This is a genomic window from Acetobacter orleanensis (assembly GCF_001581005.1).
Lineage (GTDB): Bacteria > Pseudomonadota > Alphaproteobacteria > Acetobacterales > Acetobacteraceae > Acetobacter > Acetobacter orleanensis.
Genome location: NZ_LHZV01000067.1, coordinates 184,746 through 203,365, shown reverse-complemented (window position 1 = coordinate 203,365; position 18,620 = coordinate 184,746). Strand labels below are relative to the sequence as shown.

The following is an 18,620-nucleotide window of genomic DNA, read 5'->3' as shown; positions in this document are numbered from 1 at the left end:
AGGCTCCCGCAGAGCATAGAGGGCAGAATGGCAGGAACCGTCACACACGCTGACGCACGGCACACGCAGGCGGACATAAGGATGTCAGAGTCAGGCATCGGGGAGAAGGACCAGACCAGCGTGGTGCCAGACCGTGACCTGCATGTTTACGCCGGGCGACCTCTGGCGTTTCTGCTGCGCTATATGCGCAACCGGATGATGGCGCATGTCATGGTTTTCGGCTCGGTCGGGCTGGCTATTGGCTGTGCGGTTCTGTCCTCCTACGCTATCCGGCATCTGGTGGATGTCATGACGGCCACAGCGCATGATGGCCCTGTGCAGGCTGTCTGGATGGCGGTGGCCGTTCTGGCGGGCCTGATTGCTCTGGACAATCTGGGTTGGCGGATTGCAGGCTGGTTTGCGTCCCGCACCTTTATTGAAATGACAGGTGACATCCGGCGTGATCTGTTCCGGTTTTTGACCGGCCATTCCCCCGCCTATTTCGCCGAGCGGATGCCGACCTCTCTCGCTGCGCGGATCGCGACAGCAGGCAATGTCTGCTTCACCATTGAAAATCTTCTGGCATGGAGCGTGTTGCCGCCTGCGCTGCATGTGCTGCTTTCTGTCACGCTTATGCTTACGGTCAGTTGGCTGATGGGCGGCGTGACCGTGATTCTGGCGGCCGCATTATGTTTGTTGATGTTCCGTCTGGCGGTCCGTGGACGGAAACTGCACGGGGACTATGCCGCCGCTGCTGCCGGGCTTGAGGGTGAAACGCTGGATGTAATGGGGAATATCGCTCTGGTGCGGGCCTTTGGGATGCGCCGACAAGAGTTGATGCGCTTCAACACCATGGCGGGCAAGGAAATGGGCCAGCGGCTGCGCTCCCAACGCTACATGGAAAAGCTGCGGATGCTGCATGGCGCTCTGACGGCGTTGCTGACAGTGGGGCTGCTTTTCTGGACCGTTATGCTCTGGCAGTATGGCAAGGCAAGCGTGGGGGAGGTGGTCATGGTCATCACCCTTGGTTTTGCCATCCTCTACGGCACGCGGGATCTGGCGTTGGCTCTGGTGGAGACTGTCCAGTATAACGCCCGACTTTCTGAGGTTCTCTCAGCGCTGCTGGTGCCGCATGATATGCCGGACAAGGAGGACGCAGTGCCGCACCCCGGCCCGGTACGGGGCGAGATTGTGTTTGAAAATGTCGGCTTTGCGTATCCGGGCGCGGGCAATGTGCTGGATGGCTTTAACCTGCTTATTGCCGCAGGGACGCGGGTTGGGCTGGTCGGGCGTTCTGGCTCTGGCAAGAGTACGGTTCTGGCCCTCTTGCAACGGCTGCGGTTTGTGCAGGCCGGCCGTATTCTGATTGATGGGGAAGATATTTGCAGCCTGACGGATGACGGCCTGCGCGCCTGCCTTTCCATTGTGCCGCAGGATGTGTCTCTGCTGCACCGGACTGTGCTGGAGAATATTCGCTATGGTCGGCCAGAGGCGACGGATGACGCCGTACGGGCCGCAGCGGAAGCCGCAGGCTGTGCGGAGTTTATTGAAGCCATGCCCGAAGGATTTCAGACACTGGTGGGAGATCGCGGGGTGAAGCTCTCTGGCGGCCAGCGGCAACGCATTGCCATTGCCCGCGCGTTTTTACGCAATGCGCCCATCCTGATTCTGGATGAAGCGACCAGTGCGCTGGATACGGAAAGTGAAGCGCATGTGCAAAAGGCGCTGGAACGGCTAATGGTAGGGCGTACGGTCATTGCCGTAGCCCATCGCCTTTCAACATTGCGGAACTTTGATAGAATTGTTGTCATGCAGAACGGCAGGATTGTGGAGGATGGTGCTCCCGCCCTGCTGGAGCAGCAGGATGGCCCGTATAAACATTTTCTGAACCAGCAGGTAACCCATACGAATGATGTTGCATGATGATGCGCCCGCTCTGGATACTGATCGTCCGGGGGCAGCCAAAGGGGCTCTTGCCGCTTACGCTTATCAGCAGATCAGAGAACGACTGATTTTTAGTGAATATAAGGGCGGGGAGCGGCTGGTGCTGCGCCCGCTGGCGGCGTCTCTCAAGCTGAGCCCGACGCCGGTGCGGGAAGCGCTCCTGCGCCTTGTATCGGAACAGGCGCTTGAACTGGACGAGCGCAATACGGCGCGCGTCCCAGAACTCTCGCGCGAGATTTTTCAGGAGGTCCACCCCCTGCGTGCGGATCTGGAAGAGCGGCTGACACGGAACGTCGCAACGCGGATCACGCCAGAACAGATTGCCGAACTGGAAGCCTGCCACCAGTCTTTTGTTGAGGGATATCTGGCGGGCGATCCGCATCGCTCCGCCGTGGGAAATGCGGCGTTTCACAGTGCGATTGCGGGTTTTTCCAGCATGAGCATTACCGCTGGCATCATGCAGCGCCTATGGGCGCGGATTGGTCCGTTTTATGCTGGAACCAATGGTCTACCGCCAGCCAACCCTGTGGAAGAAAACCATCCGCACATGCGGGTGCTAGCGGCTTTTCGCGCGCAGGATGCGGAGGCCGCTGTGGCAGCAATCAGGCAGGATTTTGTGCAAGCCCGCACATGGCTGGAGCCGCTTCTGCCAGCCTGAACTGCTCTGGGTTTCCGGGCAAAGAAAAACCCGGTCCGCTACCAGAGCGGGCCGGGTTTCTTTATGCCGATCTTACCAGACCCGTCAGGCTTTTTTAGCCTGTGGTGCGGCAACGGTGGGCTTTGCGCCCGGTGCTACGTCCGTCAGGCCGGGTACTTCCACGTCAATTTCCAACGTGGAGCAATGAGCCCCACGGTCCAGCTTGATCTGGACCTTGTCCTGATCCACAGCGACGTGCCGTTTGATGACCTCCATAATTTCCCGGTGTAGTTGGGCCAGCAGGTCATCCTTGCCGTCCCCGCCGGAAATCCGTTCATGAGCTAGGAGGATTTGCAAGCGGTCCCGTGCGACAGGCGCGGAGGAGCGGCGCTTGAACATGTTGGAGAGGAAGGTCATGAGACTCTCCGTTTAAACAGCCAGTCAAACAGGCCTTTACGTTCCGTGGGAATGGTGACTTCCAGCTTCTCGCCAGCTAGACGGCGCGCAGCATCCATATAGGCGCGGGCGGCGGCACTTTCAGGCTCAGCTATCGTAACCGGGGCTCCCACGTTTGAGGCCCGCAGCACGTCGCCGCTTTCAGGGATAATACCCAGAAGCGGAATGGAGAGGATTTCCAGCACGTCGTCTGTCCCCAGCATATCGCCACGGGAGGCGCGCTGCGGGTCATACCGGGTGAGGAGCAGGTGCTTTTCCAGCTTCTCACCTTTTTTGGCTTTTTCCGTCGTGCTGTCCAGCATGCCGATAATGCGGTCACTGTCACGCACGGAAGAGACTTCCGGGTTGGTGACAATCACGGCCATATCCGCGTGATACATCGCCATCTGTGCGCCGCGCTCAATTCCGGCTGGGCTATCACAGATCACCCAGTCAAACTTCTTGCGCAGTTCCTCAATCACCTTGGCGACACCCTCAGATGTCAGGGCGTCCTTATCCCGCGTCTGGGAGGCGGGCAGCAGGGAGAGGGACGGGACGCGCTTATCCTTGATAAGCGCCTGCGCCAGATTGGCATCGCCCTGAATAACGTTGATCAGGTCAAACACCACGCGGCGTTCCGCGCCCATTACCAGATCAAGGTTCCGCAGGCCGACATCGAAATCAACCAGCACAACGCTTTGGCCGTTTTGTGCCAGCGCTGCGCCTAAGGCTGCGGTGGTGGTGGTCTTGCCCACGCCACCCTTGCCGGACGTGACGACCAGAACCTTTGACATCCGTGTTATTCCTCTTTGGTCTTAAAGCTGCTTTGCCATCATATCAGCGTGACAGCCATGCATGGAAAGCACCTTACAATTTGTCGTCAAAAATGAAACGCAGAATATTGGTTTCAGACGAATTCTTTTGCGCGAAAGAGTTACGCGAGAGGAAGAAAGGTGAGTGTTTCCCCAGAAAGCGCAACCTGAGCCGGTTTACTTGTGTGCTCGGCATCCATTTCTTCCGCTGTTGCGTAGAAACCGTCAATCGCCACCAGTTCCGCTTCCAGCGCACGGGTGAAAATGCGGGCGTCCGCATTGCCGCCAATACCCGCAATGGCCCGCCCGCGCAGGGGGCCATAAATATGGATGGACCCACCAGCCGAGACTTCCGCGCCGGAGGCCACGGACCCAAGAATGATGACATCCCCATCCGGCCAGACAACCTGCTGGCCAGAGCGGACAGGGGTTTCAAGAATAAGCGTGCGCGAGCCGGGGGGGCTGGCACATCATCTTCCGGAATATCCATTTCCGCAGAAGCGCGGCCGCCTGCAAAACTTTCCGGCCACTCCCACGCCGCCAGCGCAGGCCAGTTGCGGTCTCCGCCCTCAATGCCAATCACGCGGATGCCACGGTCCTTTAGGGCAGAGAGCAGGCCCGCCAGATGTTCTGTTTCGGCATCCAGCATGCCGAGGTCGAGAATGATGGGCTTGCCAGCAAAGAACCCGGCGGAGCGGGTAATCTGGTGGTCCAGCGCGCTCAGCCAGTCTTCCAAAGGGGCTTCCGGCGTAAGCGTGAGGGCTAGAAAGGAGCGGCCGGAAATACGGATGCGGGGCAGGGGAGATGTCGTGGCGGACAAGGACGTAGGTTCTCGCTAACGTAGGATCGGGCAGGTAAAGATCAGCAAAAGATCAGCACTGGTACACGCTGTAAGGGCGGTCTGTCGAGCATCTGTGCAGGCAATGCAGGGGCTGTGTGCGTATTTTGATGCGCGCAGGCCCGATTACCCTCTGGCGCGTTGGCAGACAATGTCATAAATCTTTTCGCATGCGCACCCTGTATCATCTCCCCCTCTCCCCTTACTGCCGGAAAATCCGGCTTGTGCTGGGTGAAAAACGTCTGCCGTTTGAAGCCATTGTGGAACGGGTGTGGGAAGAACGCCCGGAGTTCCATGCCATGAACCCGGCGGGTGAAGTGCCGGTACTGGTGGAAGATAACGGGCTGGTTGTGCCGGATTCCTCAGTGATCTGCGAGTATCTGGAAGAAGCCTATTCCGATACGCCGCTGCTGGGCCGCACACTGGCAGAGCGCGTGGAAGTGCGCCGTCTGGTGGCGTGGTTTGATCAGAGCTTTGCGCGGGATGTCTCCCGCCGCTTTATTGGTGAGCGGGTGATGAAGCGCATTAGTGGCCGAGGCAACCCGGATGGCACTGTGCTGCGCGAAGGTTATGCGGCCATGAAGCCGTATATGAAATACATCAATTTTCTGGCGGAAAATCGCAACTGGCTGGCTGGCAATTTCCTGTCTCTGGCGGATTTTACGGCGGCGGCCCACCTCTCCAGCCTCGATTTTATTGGCGATATTGACTGGTCCAAGGCGCCGGCGGTGCGGGACTGGTACGCCCGCATGAAATCCCGCCCCTGTTTCCGGCCTCTGCTGGGGGATCGCGTTTCCGGCATTACGCCGCCGGACTATTACGCCAATCTGGATTTCTGAAGCGCGTGGCGTTTCATACTGGCGGCGAGGCCTCCCGTCGCTCGCCCGATGTGCTGATTATTGGTGCTGGCGCTGCCGGACTGATGGCAGCCTTTACCGCGGCCCGACGTGGGCGGCGGGTTGTGGTGCTGGACCATGCGCCGGAAGTTGGGCGTAAAATCCTGATTTCTGGTGGTGGGCGCTGCAATTTTACCAATACAGAAATGCGCGCCGAACGCTTTATTTCTCAAAATAGACATTTCGCCCGCTCGGCCTTGAGCCGTTACACACCATCGCAGTTTCTGGAATTACTCGCGGCCCATAAAATTCCTTGGCATGAGAAAAAGCTGGGGCAGTTGTTCTGCGATAATTCCGCGCGGGATATTGTGCAGATGCTGCTGGCGGAATGTGCTGCCGCGCATGTGACCATTCTGACGGATGTGCGCATTACAGAGGTCACAAAGCCGCAGGATTTCCGGGTGCAGACATCGGCCGGGACTTTCACCAGCAAGGCACTCGTGCTGGCCACGGGTGGTCTGTCTATTCCCAAGCTGGGCGCAACCAGCTTCAGCTATAATATAGCGCGGTATTTTGGTCTGTCAGTTATCTCTCCGGAGCCTGCTCTGGTGCCGCTGGTGTTTGGCAAGCCTGAGGAAAGCTGGGTGCAGTCACTGGCCGGGGTTTCTCTGCCAGTGCGGGCGTCCTGCGGGAAAACGGGCTTTGATGAAGCGTTGCTGTTCACGCATCGCGGGCTGTCCGGCCCCGCGCTGTTGCAGATTTCGTCTTATTGGGAGGCGAACCAGCCAGTGCGAATTGATCTGCTGCCGGGGCAGGACATGACGGCGCATCTGGCCGCACTGAAAAAAGCCAAAAGCCAGATGAAAGGCCCGGCAGCGTTAAGCCGCTGGCTGCCGCATCGTCTGGCGCAGGAACTGGCGCGCCAGAGCGCACCGGAAGAGCGCCCTGTGGTGGAATGGTCGGACCGCACGCTCCGTGCTCTGGGGGAGCGGATCCATCGGCTGGATTTGCACCCCACCGGCACGGAAGGTTTCGCCAAAGCGGAAGTCACGCGCGGTGGGGTTGATACGCGCAAGCTGTCATCCAAAACCATGGAAGCGCAGACTGTCCCTAATCTCTATGTGATTGGGGAAGCCGTGGACGTAACCGGCTGGCTCGGTGGCTATAATTTCCACTGGGCATGGGCGAGCGGGTACGTCGCAGGGGAAGCGCTTGGGGAAAGTGCTGCGGCCTGATGTCTGTCAGGCCGTGCCGGTCTTGATCTTCTGGTGTTCTCAATAAAAAACCAGTCAGATTTCGTCTTTTTCGTGCTCTGATAAGCTGTTTGACGAAAACTGAAAAAGCGGTTCGGGCTTAAAGAGCAAGAGCAAGAGCAAGAGCAAGAGCAAGAGCAAGTGACTGGATGGCGTGTGTTCTGCCCGCAGATTTCGGAAAGCTCCTTATTTACAGAGAACTTTCCGGTTAGTCTTTAGTCTGCGCTTTTCTTCTGCTCAGCGGCCAGTTCCAGTGCGCGCGCATAGACCGTGCGGCGGGGGAGGCCGATGGCAGTGGCGGCGAGGGCTGCTGCATCTTTCACAGAATGTGTGCTGAGCAGGGTGCGGAGGGTGGTGTCCAGATCATCCTTGCTGCTTTCCTCGGCTTCAGCCGGGCCGAGGAGTAGGGTGATTTCGCCACGCGGTGGCGTTTCAGCGTAGAAGGCCGCGAGGGTGCCGACTGGCCCGCGTTTGACTTCCTCAAAGCGTTTTGTCAGTTCCCGCGCGACGGCGCAGGCGCGGCTTTCTCCAAAAATCTCGGTCATGTCGGCCAGAGTTTCGGCCAGACGGTGTGGGGCTTCATGCCAGATCAGGGTGGCGCTCAGGCCCGCCCGTTCTGCTGCGCGGAGTTGGGCGAAGGCTTCTTTGCGGGCGGCGGAACGCGGCGGCGGGAAGCCGATAAACATAAAAGGATGCGGCGGCAGGCCGGAAAGCACCAGAGCCGTCAGCGCGGCATTGGGGCCGGGAATGACGGTGAGCGGGAGATCCGCCTCAATCACCGCCTGCACCAGCCGGAAGCCGGGGTCGGACATCAGCGGCATACCAGCGTCGGACACCAGCGCCATGCGGGTGCCATTCTGCATCCGTTCGATCAGGGCGGGAACGCGCTGGCGTTCATTATGTTCATGCAGGGCTTCGGTGCGGGTGGAGATGTTCCGGTCAGACAGCAGGCGGGCTGTCATACGGGTGTCTTCACACAGAATAAGGTCCGCATCTGAGAGGGCTTCAGCGCCACGAAGGCTGAAGTCGCCCAGATTTCCTATGGGTGTGGCAACAAGAGTGAGGCCAGCGGCACCGCTGGAGGAAGAGCCGGAGGAAGAGCCAGAGGAAGAGAAGGCATGACGCGGCGCCTTTCCTTCGCTATGGAGAGGATCAGTCCGGCCATTAGCTTCATCAGGCCGGTTGTTTGCGGAGGACGATCTGGATGATGACGCGCACATATTCTTTCCTGTCAAAGGCCTCCACGCGAGGTCTGGCTGGAAATGGCGCAGGACGCAAGACCGGAATGGTGGTTTTAGGCGCAGTCGGTCTGGCAATGGCCGGATGTGCGGACCAGTCCGGCACGGGAACACTGCCTGCACCCACCGAGCCCAAGGCGGCCACCAGCCATAAAATTGGCGTTCTGCTCCCGCTGACGGGGCCAAATGCGGCCCTCGGGCATGAACTTCTGGCCGGGGCGCAACTCGCCCTTGCGGAAAACGGCACGGCCTCCACACCGGGGCAGACGTCTGCCCTGCAAATGGATGTGCATGATACCGCAGCCGCTGGCGGTGCCTCCGCTGCCGCAACGGCGGCGGCGCAAGCTGGCGACGGTATTATTCTCGGCCCGCTGACGGCGGTGGATACGGCTGCCGCAGCCTCCGCCGCGCAGGCTGCCAGCCTGCCGGTTCTGGCCTTTACCAGTGATGTCAATCAGGCCCGCGATGGTGTGTGGGTGATGGGTATCACGCCGGAAGATCAGGTTGAGCGACTAGTTGCCACGGCGCGGAAGGAAGGGCGGCAGCGCTTTGCGGCGTTCCTGCCGGATAACCCCCTCGGCCATGCGCTGGGTAATGGTTTGCTGGCTTCCTGCCGTGATCAAGGCCTGTCAACACCAGCCATTGTTTATCATACCTCATCGCCTGCCAGCATTACGCAGATGATGCGGGAGTTGTCTTCCTACGACACGCGCCGGGCTGATGCGCAGCCGGGCGGCAACGCAACCGCTTCAGCCAGCACACCTGCGACCACCGCTGACGGGACTGGAACTGCCCCGGAGAAAGACCTGCCTTCCGATCTGGCGGCGGCCCTCAAGGACGGGTCTGACAAGCCTGCTGCGGTTTCCGCCGATGGCGCGACCCAAACCTCTGCGACGCAGAAACTGTCCCCGCCGCCGTTTGATGCGCTGCTGCTGGGGGATACCGGCCTCGGCCTGAAAAACGTGATTGGTGCGCTTGCCGAAAGTCATGTGTCTTCAGACTCTGTGCGGATTATGGGGCCGGGCCTGTGGGCTGCTTTTGCAACCAAGCTGGGTGCGCTGAAAGGCGCGTGGTATGCCGCGCCGGACCCGTCTTCCCGCCAGAGTTTTGTCACGCGCTTTATGGCACGTAACCACCATATGCCACGCCCGCTGGCTGATCTGTCCTATGATGCCGCGACCGTTGCAACCACGGTTGCCCACGCGACATCCAAGGGCTACCCGACGAGTGCGCTCACTCGTCAGGAGGGGTTTGCCGGGGTGGATGGTCCGTTTACGCTGCTGCCGGATGGCCGGACCCGCCGTGCGCTTGGCGTGTTTGAAGTTCTGGGGAATGGCGGCGGTGCGAAGCTGCTGGTGCCTGCCACAACAAAAGCCGCCGTTTCCGGCTAAACGTTCCCGCGAGGCAGGCTCGTTCTGGATGGGGAAGTGCCTGCCTCGCTTGTCGTATTCTGGTGTAGGGCAGCATGACAGGGAGTGCATGCTGACGGCCTGCGTTGCTTTGCGCGGCACTCCGTCATGCGTGTTTTGACATCGCCCCCCGGCCTTGTAAGCTTTTCCTGAAATCAGGGGCTGAAAAGGTGTGCTGCGATGTTTCCCATTTTCTCCGGCCGGTCAGGCAGGATTGCCATGCTCTCCTTCACCATTGTGCTGTTAGGCGGCTGTGTCAGCCCTGCCGAACGCATTGCCAATAAGGAAGACCATCTGGCGGCTGCGGGGTTTGCGTTTCGCCCGGCGGATACGGCTCAACGGCAAGCAATGCTCAACAAACTGCCGCCGCATCGTTTTGTGCGTCGTGTGCATGGGGATCAGGTTTTCTATGTCTATGCAGACCCGACAATTTGCGACTGTCTGTACGTAGGTGACCAGAAAGCCTATGGCGCGTATCAGCAGTACCGGCAGCAACAGGCTATTGCGGATGAGCAGCAGGAAGCGGCTCAGGATTATCAGGACGCCTCATGGAACTGGGGCGGCTGGGGCATGATGGGGCCCGGCTGGACGGGCTGGAACCCGGCATGGGGCAACTGGGACCCCGGGATGGGGTATTACGGGTACGGCTGGTAAAACGTGCGGGCGGCTTACGCGCGGTAAGCCGCCATTGTGCGGAGGCGGTGCGCTACTTTCTGCACAACATCATCCCATCTACGGGGTGTGGTCTGGCGGACAATATGCATGGCCGGGTACCACAGGCTGGTGCTCTGGCCGTGCAGCCAGCGCCAGCAATTATCATACCGATCCATCATGATAACCGGCTTGCCCAATGCTCCGGCCAGATGCACGGATGAGGTATCGACCGACACAATCACGTCCAGAGACATCATGAGGGCGGCGGTATCATCCATGGTGTGGAGATCATCCGTGGGGTCATACAGTGTCATGTCCCGTGGCGGGTCCAGCATCTGGTCTGCGTAGGGGCCTTTTTGCAGGCTGATGAGGTTGATGCCGGGAATAAAGCTGAGTGGTTCCAGCGTTTGCAGGCTCATGGAGCGTCTGCGGTCCACCATATGCGGGCCAATCAGGTTGGGGCGCGGCGCGCCACCCCAGATCAGCCCGATGTTCAACTTATGGTTGTCAGGTAGGAGTTTGGCAAACGCCTGCACTTTCTCCGGGTCAGCTTTCAGATACGGGACAGGCGCGCCCATGGCGTCTGGCGTAGCGGCAAAAGCGCGGGGCAGGCTGATAAAGGGGCAATGCCAGTCATAGGGTGGCACATCGCCCCCGACCTGCACGGTGCCCACGCCCTCAATCCGCTGGCAGAGGGCTTCCAGCGTATCCGGCACCCACAGGTGAACATACGCACCTCGGCGGACCAGCGGTTCCACATAGCGCAGATACATCAGCGTATCGCCCAGACCTTCTTCCTGTGTTACCAGAATACGCTGGCCTGTCAGGTCCGTATCCGGGCCGAGGGATGGCAACAGGCGGTCCTGCGGCAGGCTGCTATGGCCGGGGAGCTGGAGCCGCCATTCATGCTCGGCCCAGCCTTGCGCGTAGCGTCCCGCCTTGAGCAGGGTGATGGAGTGATTCAGGCGGATCTGCGCATCGGTCGGGCGATAGAAAATGGCGCGGCGGTAGGCATCCAGAGCCTCTTCAAACCGGCCTTCTCCCGCCAGAATACAGCCCATGTTGGAGAGGCTGCCTGCGTGGTCCGGGTTTTCAGCCAGAACGCCTTCCAGCACAGTCAGGGCTTCCGCCATATCACCGCGCTCTGTCAGCGCCATGGCCAGAAGGTTATAGGAATAGGTGGCGTTGGGCCGCAGAGTAATGGACTGGCGGAGGGTCTCAACGGCGTCGTCAAACAGGCCCATCTGCGTCAGCACGCTGCCCAGCACGTCATAAATCCGTGCGTCTTGCGGGGTTAGGGCAAGTGCTGCGCGGCAGGCGGCAATAGCCGCTGGCCTGCGGTCAAGTGCCGCCATGATGTCGCTCAGGTCCTGCAACGGATGCACGGCTGTTGGTGTATCCTGCGCGACACGGCAGAGAATTTCTGCTGCCTGTTCCGGCTTTCCGATTCCAGCCAGACAAAAGGCGCGCAGAAGTTCGACCGATTTTTCCCCGCTGCCAGCATGGGGGGCAAGGGCATGCAGCGTGGTTTCAAAGTGCCCGGCTTTGATTTCACTCAGCGCCCGGCGCAGAGTAGCAGAATCAGGGGCCGCGGAAGGTGCGGGGGAGGAAGCTTTGCGCGTCATAGGCTCTATCTCTACATGGCCTCATGCAAGCCTGAAAAGGAAAACAGGCCCGGTTAACAAAAAACCCGGTCAGGCACAGGGCCGAACCGGGTTTTTGCATCTGTTCCAGACTGGAAAACTCAGGCGGCTTTCATGACAGCCGTGAGGGAGTCCAGAACTTCTGTGGGGTCTTTTTTCTCAAGAACAGCGACTTCCGCCACAAACCGTTCCTGAGCAGCTTCAAACAGCTTCCGTTCACTAAAGCTGCCGTCCAGACTGTCCACATTGCGGCGCAGGTCACGCAGCACTTCGGCAATCTGGACCAGATCACCCGAGTTGATCTTTTCCTGATAGGCCACGGCGCGGCGGGCCCACATGCCTTTGCTGACATGCGGCTTGCCTTTGATAATGGCCATGGCTTTATCCACAATCTCGCGCGAGACGATTTTGCGCAGACCGGCCTTGCGGGCCTTGGTAAGCGGGATGCGCAGGGTCATCTGATTGCCGGGGAAGGAAATCTGAATCACTTCCAGCTTGGTTCCGGCAATCTCGTCAACACCGATGCGATCTACGCGGCCCACGCCATGGGCGGCATAGACAATGGCATCGCCTTCTTGGAAGGGGTCGTCATCTTTAATTTTGGTTTTGGCCTGCGCTGCGGTTGTTGCGGCGGCAGTGCGTGCCATTGCGTCTGTCACGCCGCCTTTCGGAGTTGTTCTGAATGTGCTCATAACCAAACCTTATACCACAATTTCAGTAGTCTGTCTTCCAAAACGGCAGACAGACTCCGTATGGCAGCCCATAGGGAAGATGAAGCTGGGTATCAGGGCTGAATGCCATCCACTGCGGTAATGGGGGGTGGCACCGGGCGCCCTGTGGGCTGGACCACATCAATCTCAATCGTGCGGGCCATGGTCGCCATGGGCAGCGCATGAGGTGTGTCGGCAAATGGCTCTTGCAGGTCATTCGCACTTTTATCAAGTACCAGAAACAGAATACCCACGAGGGACGAGCCAAGAGGGGTAATCCATTCCAGAGTCTGGACCATGGAAAGCGGCAGAACAATGCAGAACACGTTTACCAGCGCACGGGGCAGGGCGGAAAACTGCATGGGTAGGGGCGTGTTACGAATGCGCTCAAGCCCGCCCTGCGCATTGGCAAGGTCCGACAGGATACGGTCAATCTGACCATGGACCGCGCCATCAATGCCCTTTTTGGCGACTTCATCACTCACACCCAGTCCAAGCTGGTAGAGAATGGCGTTGGGCTGGTTGCGCCAGCCAGCAATGGCACGGGCCATCTCTGGCGGAAGCAGGCGGTTGACGTCTGCGGAAACATCCACATTCCCCAGTGCGCCGCGCAGGGCATACGGGTAGGCCGCCATGGCCAGCATCAGATCTGGCCGGTCCTTGAGCAAGGACCCAACTTGCCGCCCGAAGGAGCGGCTGTTGTTGGTAATGGCCCCCCACAGGGTACGGGCCTCCCACCAGCGGGCATAGGCGCTATTGCTGCGAAAGCCCATGAAAAGGGCGAGGGCCGAGCCAATAAGGGAGGTGGGCAGGCTGGGCTGCTCCATCCATTCCTGATGAAAGACCTGAAACAGGATGACGACGATGAAATCCCAAGCTGTCATAAGCATAATGACGCCGAAAATTTCTTTACCGATGATGCGCAGGCCGATCCTCTGGTCAACGATCATCCCTTAAATCTCCGTTCTGTGTGATGTCCGAGCCGTGGCCAGACGGTAAAATCGAGAGAGCTAAACAGCGTAGAAGCCCAAGGGTTTCTTCGCGTGCAATGCTGTGTCGCGTTGGGCGGGAGGATAGCACGCCCCGGCAGCGATGTGGGATGGCCCTGCCTGCGATTTTAAAAAAAATATTATAATTCACTTTTGGCATGTTTGAGATGCGTGCTCTGGCTTGCCGGAGAGAAAGCAGCCTATCCTGAGTCCACATGGCTAAACGCCAGAAGCGAGCCAGTTTCCCAGTTTCTGGACGATGAAGGAAAGACAGGCGGATGACATCTTCCTCTATGCTGAAAACCAGATCGGAACATCTCTGCCACGGTGGCCGAGTTGGTTTTTATAGCCATCCGTCTGAAGCGTTGGGGCTGGAAGCCCGCTTTGCCGTGTTTGTGCCGCCGGGTGTCACCGCCGCGCGGCCTGCGCCAGTGGTGCATGTTCTGGCGGGCCTGACCTGCACGGAAGAAACATTTTTTATCAAAGCCCATGCTCTGGCCGAAGCGGCTCGGCTGGGGCTGGCTCTGGTGGCGACAGATACGTCTCCGCGCGGCGCAAATGTGCCGGGGGAGGAAGAAAGCTGGGATTTTGGCACAGGCGCCGGGTTCTATCTGGATGCAACGCAGGCTCCATGGAGCCGCCATTATCGCATGGGCAGCTATATCGCGCGGGAACTGCCTGCGGTGACAGAGCAACTTTTTCCGCTGGATGGCGCGCGGCGTGGCATCATGGGCCATTCCATGGGTGGGCATGGCGCGTTGGTGCATGCGTTGCATGCGCCAGAGTTCTGGAAATCTGTCTCAGCCTTCGCGCCGATAGCCCACCCGTCAGCAGTGCCGTGGGGCGAGAAGGCTTTTACGGGATATCTGGGGCCAGATCGCCAGACATGGCGGGCGCATGATGCGGTCTGCCTGCTGGAAGATGGCTACCGTCATCCGACCGATATCCTGATTGATCAGGGTGAGGCCGACCAGTTTCTGGAACGCGAACTGAAACCGGATCTACTGGAAGACGCAGCCTGCAAGGCTGGACAATCCCTCCGTATCCGCCGCCACGCCGGATATGATCATTCTTACTGGTTTGTGCAGAGCTTTGCCGCAGACCATATCCGGCACCATGCTGAGGTGTTGGGTCGGGTGTGATGAGACGCTGAGAGGCAAAACCGAGAGGGCGTTTTTGCCTCAACCCGGCCGCTCCCCCTCTATATTAGGCTCATTAACAACTAGCAGTTGCTAAGCCAAAGCGTATCTCGTGACCTCATATAGAATCGCAAGATCGGTCGAGCGGTCTTTATGGCGATGTGTCTAGATACCGTCACTACGATGGAGCCGATAGTGACGCGAGTACTTCAAACCTACCATGCCAGAATGCAGCGAGCGCTTGATCATGTCGACAGGCATCTGGATGATCAACTGGACCTCGAAACGCTCAGTGAGGTCGCTGCGTTCTCAAAGTTCCATTTTCATCGTCAGTTCACGGCGATTTTCGGTCTTTCAGTGCATCGTTACATTCAGCTGAGCCGCATGAAGCGCGCTTCGTTTCGGTTGGCCTATCGTGAAGACCAGAGCGTCACGGAGATCGCCATGGATGCTGGTTACAGCACACCTGACGCTTTTGCCCGCGCCTTCCGGAAACGGTTTGGGCAGTCGCCGTCGTCATTCCGAAAATCTCCTGATTGGGAACCGTGGCTTACGGCCTTCGGACCTTTCATCACTGCGAGGAATAAGCTCATGCAACGAGTTTTCAATACAACTGATGTGACCATTAAAGAGGTGCCACCCATTCGGGTGGCGATCATGGAGCATCGCGGGCCTCCAGCCACAATCGGGACGACTATTCAACGCTTCATCAGATGGCGAAAGGCGGTCGGGCTTGTGCCGCGGAATAGCAAGACGTTCAATATATTCCGGTGTGACCCGCGGACCACAAAACCGAGCGATTACAGGCTGGATTTATGCGTCGAGACTGAGCGGGTCTTCGAAGCAGGCAATGAGGACATTGCGTCCAGCACCATTCCGGGCGGGAGATGTGCCGTCTTGCGGGTCGTAGGTCATACCGACGATCTGGAAACCGCTGCTCTTTATCTCTACCGCGATTGGCTCCCGCAAAGCGGGGAGGAAGCCCGTGACTTTCCACTCTACTGCCAGCGTATCGCATTTTTTCCAGAGGTGCCCGAGCACGAAGCGGTTGTAGACCTTTTTCTGCCGCTCAGATAAAAAATTGGAATAGCCGCCCGCATTTTCGGGAATGGAGCAGATAGGCGGTAGTCGCCTCCTGAAACTTGCGAGCGTTCGTGACGTGTCCTTGAGGCAATAAGAACGAATTCAGGCAGGAAGCTGGTCAATGCGAACGAGTGTCTCGTCACCGCGTTGATGGTCCTGACTGCATGAGCAGATCAACAATTGTTGGAGTATGGGCTAATGGACCTGCGTTTTTACGCGAAAAGTGGTCTTGTGGTGGTAGCAGGGGGCGCTTCAGTCACCCTCGGATTGGCAATTCTAGCGCGGCGCCAGCGCATGAGTAAGTCACTTCTTGCGACAAAGATGCTGCTTGGTCTTAAGGCTAAGTCGTTCGCTGATGCAGGTAAATTGTATAGAGACGTTCATACGCGTTCATACCCGCAGGAGGCTCCACTCTCACGGGCGCTGCGCCAACGCTGTCAGGTAAAAGAATGGACATATGCGAACCAGAAGGTGGTAACTCTTATCCCCCGAAAAGGCCGCACTAATCTGCATATTCTTTATTTGCATGGTGGCGCGTACATCCATCCTTTGATCGATGCACATTGGCGTATTATACGCGCGCTCATTGATGCAACGGGCGCAAGTGTCACTATCCCTTTCTACGCGCTTGCTCCTGAATCTGACCACATTCCCGGAACGACTCTTGTCGATGCTGTCTATGATCATATCGTAACAAGCTACCCCAATGAGCGGATTATTGTGGCTGGTGATAGCGCCGGGGGGAATTTTGCACTCTCATTAGCTCTTCGTCGCCGAGACGCGGGATTATCGCTTCCCCATCATCTGATTTTGTTTTCTCCATGGCTTGATCTGATGTTGCGTGATGAGAGAATGAGAGACTTGGAAAATAGCGATGTTATTTTGAGCATTGATGGATTGCGTGAATGCGGCAAGTGGTGGGCGGGCAAGACTGATCCTGCCTCACCGTATATGAGTCCTTTGTATGCTGACATTACCGGACTGCCCGCGATGACTTTGTTCCAAGGTGCTCAGGACGTTTTTGTAGTGGATGCCAGAACGTTTGCCAAATCTGCAAAGGCTCTGTGCAAATATCACGAATATCCCGGTGCTTTTCACGTCTTTATGGGAGCGACCTTTACACCAGAAGCTAAGGACGTTTTTCGACATATACGAGCACGGGTTAATGCCTTACGTGAACCATTACGAGATGGCTAAGGCAGCAACTCTGCTCTCCAGTGTGAGTTTTCTGGCCATGACACTACCAATGGGTTATAGTTTTGATGTGGGTGGAAAGTAATTTTTTACTCTTCTGTCTATAGGGTTAATAGATATTCACCTAAAAAATTAATGGAGTACAATAAATGAAGAAATTAATTGTTTTTCTGGCAATCATGATCCCGAACATTGCCTTTGCGGATGATGGGGCTATTACCTCAAAGGTTAATGATACATTTAATTTTGAACTCAAGAGCAATCCATCAACGGGTTATGGCTGGATGATAAAAAAAATTCCAGATAATGTCGTGTTGTTTTCGATGTCTTATATTCCATCTAAAGATTGCGAAAATGGAATGGCTGGCTGTGGAGGCGTAGAGAGATTTTATTTTAAATCAATCAAGGCAGGAAGCGGCAAGATTGAATTAAAATATGGAAGAGCATTTGAAAGCCTCCCTAAAGAATCAACATTTAAATATGTGAATGTCACAAAATAAGATTCAGTCTGTCGTTTCTTGCCGTCAGATGAAAATTGCTGGAAGGCGTGGCCGATTTTGAAAGAAAAGTCACGGCCACGACCGTCTGGCACCGTCTCCAGACGCTGAGTTATGCCGCTGTGTTCCGACAGTTCATATGTAGCCTTAGAGGCTTTTAATCCGGCATAGCGCCCTGAGCGACGATGCCAGTTCAACGCGACACTCGGTCGCCTGCTGAATGATCTGTCCAGTGGGCAGGTTTCTGCCCGGTCCTCCTTGTCTGTCGGCGCGACGTGCTGGCCGGAAGATGTTTCAGAGAGGCAGAACCGCCATGGGGAGCTTCGCTCCGTTCTTTGCGCGATGACCGACATTCAGCCTTCCCCCAATAAATCATCATTCATCATCTGTCAGACCGCTGATGACCTGTCGAAGCAGATCAAGGAGTTGTTCACCGTCCTCTGTCGATAAATGAAGACGGCTTTTGGTATTGATTGACGCGACAGCCGCAGCAATGTCTGGCAGTTTTTTTTCGGCTGAAGAGGTCAGCGAGATCAATGTGCTGCGCCGATCATTTGGGTCTGCGCTGCGCTGGATCAGTCCGTCCCGTTCCATACGTGAGAGGGTCTTGGCCATAGTGGATTGCTCTACTGCGGCAAGGCGCACCAGTTCACGCTGCGGTTGAGGCTCCCCATCCGCAAGGGCGAAAAACACAGGGAGTTGTCCAGACGTGAGACCAAAGGGGCGCAGGGCATCGTCCATCTCGCGCGCGAAGAGCCGAGCTGCCCAGTTGACCATATAACCAAGGGAATGGTCTCGAGAGCGCCATTTATATGGCTTGCTATTGTTATTCATGGCTAGCTATATAAATCCTGTGGTTCCATTCACGCAAGGACAGTTCAATGCAAAGGCTTCTTTACCGTATCCATCCGCTGGCAGGAGGCTTGGCCATTCTATGCATAGCCAGTTTTATGGTCAGCACCATCATTGCGGAACTATCCGGAAATTTTCAAACTATTGCAGCCACTAAACATGCTATCGTCTGGGGGTTGCTTGTTCTTGTCCCTTGTCTCGCTTTTACGGGTTTATCTGGTTACCAGATAGCTGGAAAAAAGCCGCAAGGTTTAGCACTCACGAAATTCAAGCGTATGCGCGTTATCGGAATTAACGGACTTTGCATCCTTGTTCCCTGTGCATTTTTTCTTGCATTCCGGGTCTCTGACTTAAAATTCGATTGGTTGTTTTATAGCGTCCAGTTTCTTGAACTCGTGACAGGGTCAATCAATTTACTGTTTCTTGGAATGAATTTTCGCGACGGACTACGCATGTCCCGGTCGCGATAAAAACAAGA

General features: G+C 57.3%; 18 protein-coding genes and 1 pseudogene. 11 read left to right on the top strand and 8 right to left on the bottom strand.

All coding sequences use genetic code 11. The annotated features are described in order from the left end of the window. Positions 1-81 precede the first annotated feature (81 nt). Together AD949_RS12800 and AD949_RS12795 are read left to right on the top strand one after the other, a co-directional pair. Positions 82-1,902, top strand: coding sequence for an ABC transporter ATP-binding protein (locus tag AD949_RS12800; protein ID WP_048834657.1), 1,821 nt, complete (start codon positions 82-84; stop codon positions 1,900-1,902). Continuing rightward, positions 1,889-2,581: a GntR family transcriptional regulator gene (locus AD949_RS12795; RefSeq protein WP_096430243.1), complete on the top strand. Its 693-nt coding sequence runs from the start codon at positions 1,889-1,891 to the stop codon at positions 2,579-2,581. The genes AD949_RS12800 and AD949_RS12795 overlap by 14 nt, the downstream gene beginning before the upstream one ends. Before the next feature lie 84 nt (positions 2,582-2,665). Here the strand turns inward: AD949_RS12795 and minE are convergent, their stop codons facing one another. The 3 genes and pseudogenes from minE to minC all read right to left on the bottom strand — a co-directional run bounded on the left by minE (position 2,666) and on the right by minC (position 4,627). After that, entirely contained in the window at positions 2,666-2,977 is a 312-nt protein-coding gene (gene minE / locus AD949_RS12790; protein WP_048834658.1) for a cell division topological specificity factor MinE, read from the bottom strand. Next, positions 2,974-3,789 (bottom strand): septum site-determining protein MinD, encoded by an 816-nt coding sequence (gene minD / locus AD949_RS12785; RefSeq protein WP_048834659.1) that lies wholly within the window; start codon positions 3,787-3,789, stop codon positions 2,974-2,976. Before minD ends, minE begins: the two co-directional genes overlap by 4 nt. Positions 3,790-3,929: 140 nt before the next feature. After that, a pseudogene (minC, locus tag AD949_RS12780) lies at positions 3,930-4,627 on the bottom strand (septum site-determining protein MinC). Positions 4,628-4,815: 188 nt separating this feature from the next. Between minC and AD949_RS12775 the strand changes: the two are divergent. Together AD949_RS12775 and AD949_RS12770 are read left to right on the top strand one after the other, a co-directional pair. Then, the gene (locus tag AD949_RS12775; RefSeq protein WP_048834727.1) at positions 4,816-5,484 is read left to right on the top strand and encodes a glutathione S-transferase family protein; all 669 of its coding nucleotides are present in this window, start codon (positions 4,816-4,818) and stop codon (positions 5,482-5,484) included. 5 nt (positions 5,485-5,489) lie between these two features. Beyond that, a complete protein-coding gene (locus tag AD949_RS12770) occupies positions 5,490-6,716 on the top strand; it encodes a BaiN/RdsA family NAD(P)/FAD-dependent oxidoreductase (RefSeq protein WP_048834660.1) in 1,227 nt (408 codons plus the stop codon). Positions 6,717-6,949: 233 nt separating this feature from the next. Here AD949_RS12770 and rsmI read toward each other — a convergent pair whose 3' ends face one another. After that, the gene (gene rsmI / locus AD949_RS12765) at positions 6,950-7,954 is read right to left on the bottom strand and encodes a 16S rRNA (cytidine(1402)-2'-O)-methyltransferase (RefSeq protein WP_048834728.1); all 1,005 of its coding nucleotides are present in this window, start codon (positions 7,952-7,954) and stop codon (positions 6,950-6,952) included. Here rsmI and AD949_RS12760 point away from each other — a divergent pair. Both AD949_RS12760 and AD949_RS12755 read left to right on the top strand, forming a co-directional pair. Then, positions 7,942-9,363, top strand: a complete 1,422-nt coding sequence (locus AD949_RS12760) for a penicillin-binding protein activator (protein ID WP_048834729.1) — start codon at positions 7,942-7,944, stop codon at positions 9,361-9,363. The two genes, rsmI and AD949_RS12760, sit on opposite strands and share 13 nt — an antisense overlap. 198 nt (positions 9,364-9,561) lie before the next feature. After that, positions 9,562-10,035: a hypothetical protein gene (locus tag AD949_RS12755; RefSeq protein WP_244463267.1), complete on the top strand. Its 474-nt coding sequence runs from the start codon at positions 9,562-9,564 to the stop codon at positions 10,033-10,035. Between the two features lie 14 nt (positions 10,036-10,049). On the opposite strand, the gene AD949_RS12750 is transcribed toward AD949_RS12755, so the two are convergent. The 3 genes from AD949_RS12750 to AD949_RS12740 form a co-directional block, all read right to left on the bottom strand. After that, entirely contained in the window at positions 10,050-11,660 is a 1,611-nt protein-coding gene (locus AD949_RS12750; protein WP_048834661.1) for a tetratricopeptide repeat protein, read from the bottom strand. A gap of 119 nt (positions 11,661-11,779) precedes the next feature. Beyond that, complete coding sequence (locus AD949_RS12745; RefSeq protein ID WP_043552352.1) at positions 11,780-12,370, bottom strand: CarD family transcriptional regulator; 591 nt, start codon at positions 12,368-12,370, stop codon at positions 11,780-11,782. A gap of 92 nt (positions 12,371-12,462) precedes the next feature. Further along, positions 12,463-13,338, bottom strand: a complete 876-nt coding sequence (locus AD949_RS12740; RefSeq protein WP_048834662.1) for a bestrophin family protein — start codon at positions 13,336-13,338, stop codon at positions 12,463-12,465. Between the two features lie 317 nt (positions 13,339-13,655). On the opposite strand from AD949_RS12740, the gene fghA reads away from it, so the two are divergent. From fghA to AD949_RS12720, 4 genes are all read left to right on the top strand, one after another. After that, the gene (fghA, locus tag AD949_RS12735; protein WP_048834663.1) at positions 13,656-14,519 is read left to right on the top strand and encodes an S-formylglutathione hydrolase; all 864 of its coding nucleotides are present in this window, start codon (positions 13,656-13,658) and stop codon (positions 14,517-14,519) included. A 192-nt stretch (positions 14,520-14,711) separates the two neighbouring features. After that, positions 14,712-15,593, top strand: a complete 882-nt coding sequence (locus AD949_RS12730; RefSeq protein WP_174766742.1) for an AraC family transcriptional regulator — start codon at positions 14,712-14,714, stop codon at positions 15,591-15,593. A 204-nt stretch (positions 15,594-15,797) separates the two neighbouring features. Further along, on the top strand, positions 15,798-16,796 hold the full coding sequence (locus AD949_RS12725) for an alpha/beta hydrolase (RefSeq protein WP_209421622.1): 999 nt from the start codon (positions 15,798-15,800) through the stop codon (positions 16,794-16,796). A gap of 146 nt (positions 16,797-16,942) precedes the next feature. Next, positions 16,943-17,293 (top strand): protease inhibitor I42 family protein, encoded by a 351-nt coding sequence (locus AD949_RS12720; RefSeq protein ID WP_052944499.1) that lies wholly within the window; start codon positions 16,943-16,945, stop codon positions 17,291-17,293. 372 nt (positions 17,294-17,665) lie between these two features. Here the strand turns inward: AD949_RS12720 and AD949_RS12715 are convergent, their stop codons facing one another. Beyond that, positions 17,666-18,124 (bottom strand): MarR family winged helix-turn-helix transcriptional regulator, encoded by a 459-nt coding sequence (locus tag AD949_RS12715; RefSeq protein WP_048834664.1) that lies wholly within the window; start codon positions 18,122-18,124, stop codon positions 17,666-17,668. Positions 18,125-18,171: 47 nt separating this feature from the next. Here AD949_RS12715 and AD949_RS12710 point away from each other — a divergent pair, with 47 nt between their 5' ends. Then, positions 18,172-18,612, top strand: coding sequence for a hypothetical protein (locus AD949_RS12710; RefSeq protein ID WP_244463268.1), 441 nt, complete (start codon positions 18,172-18,174; stop codon positions 18,610-18,612). Positions 18,613-18,620: the final 8 nt, after the last annotated feature.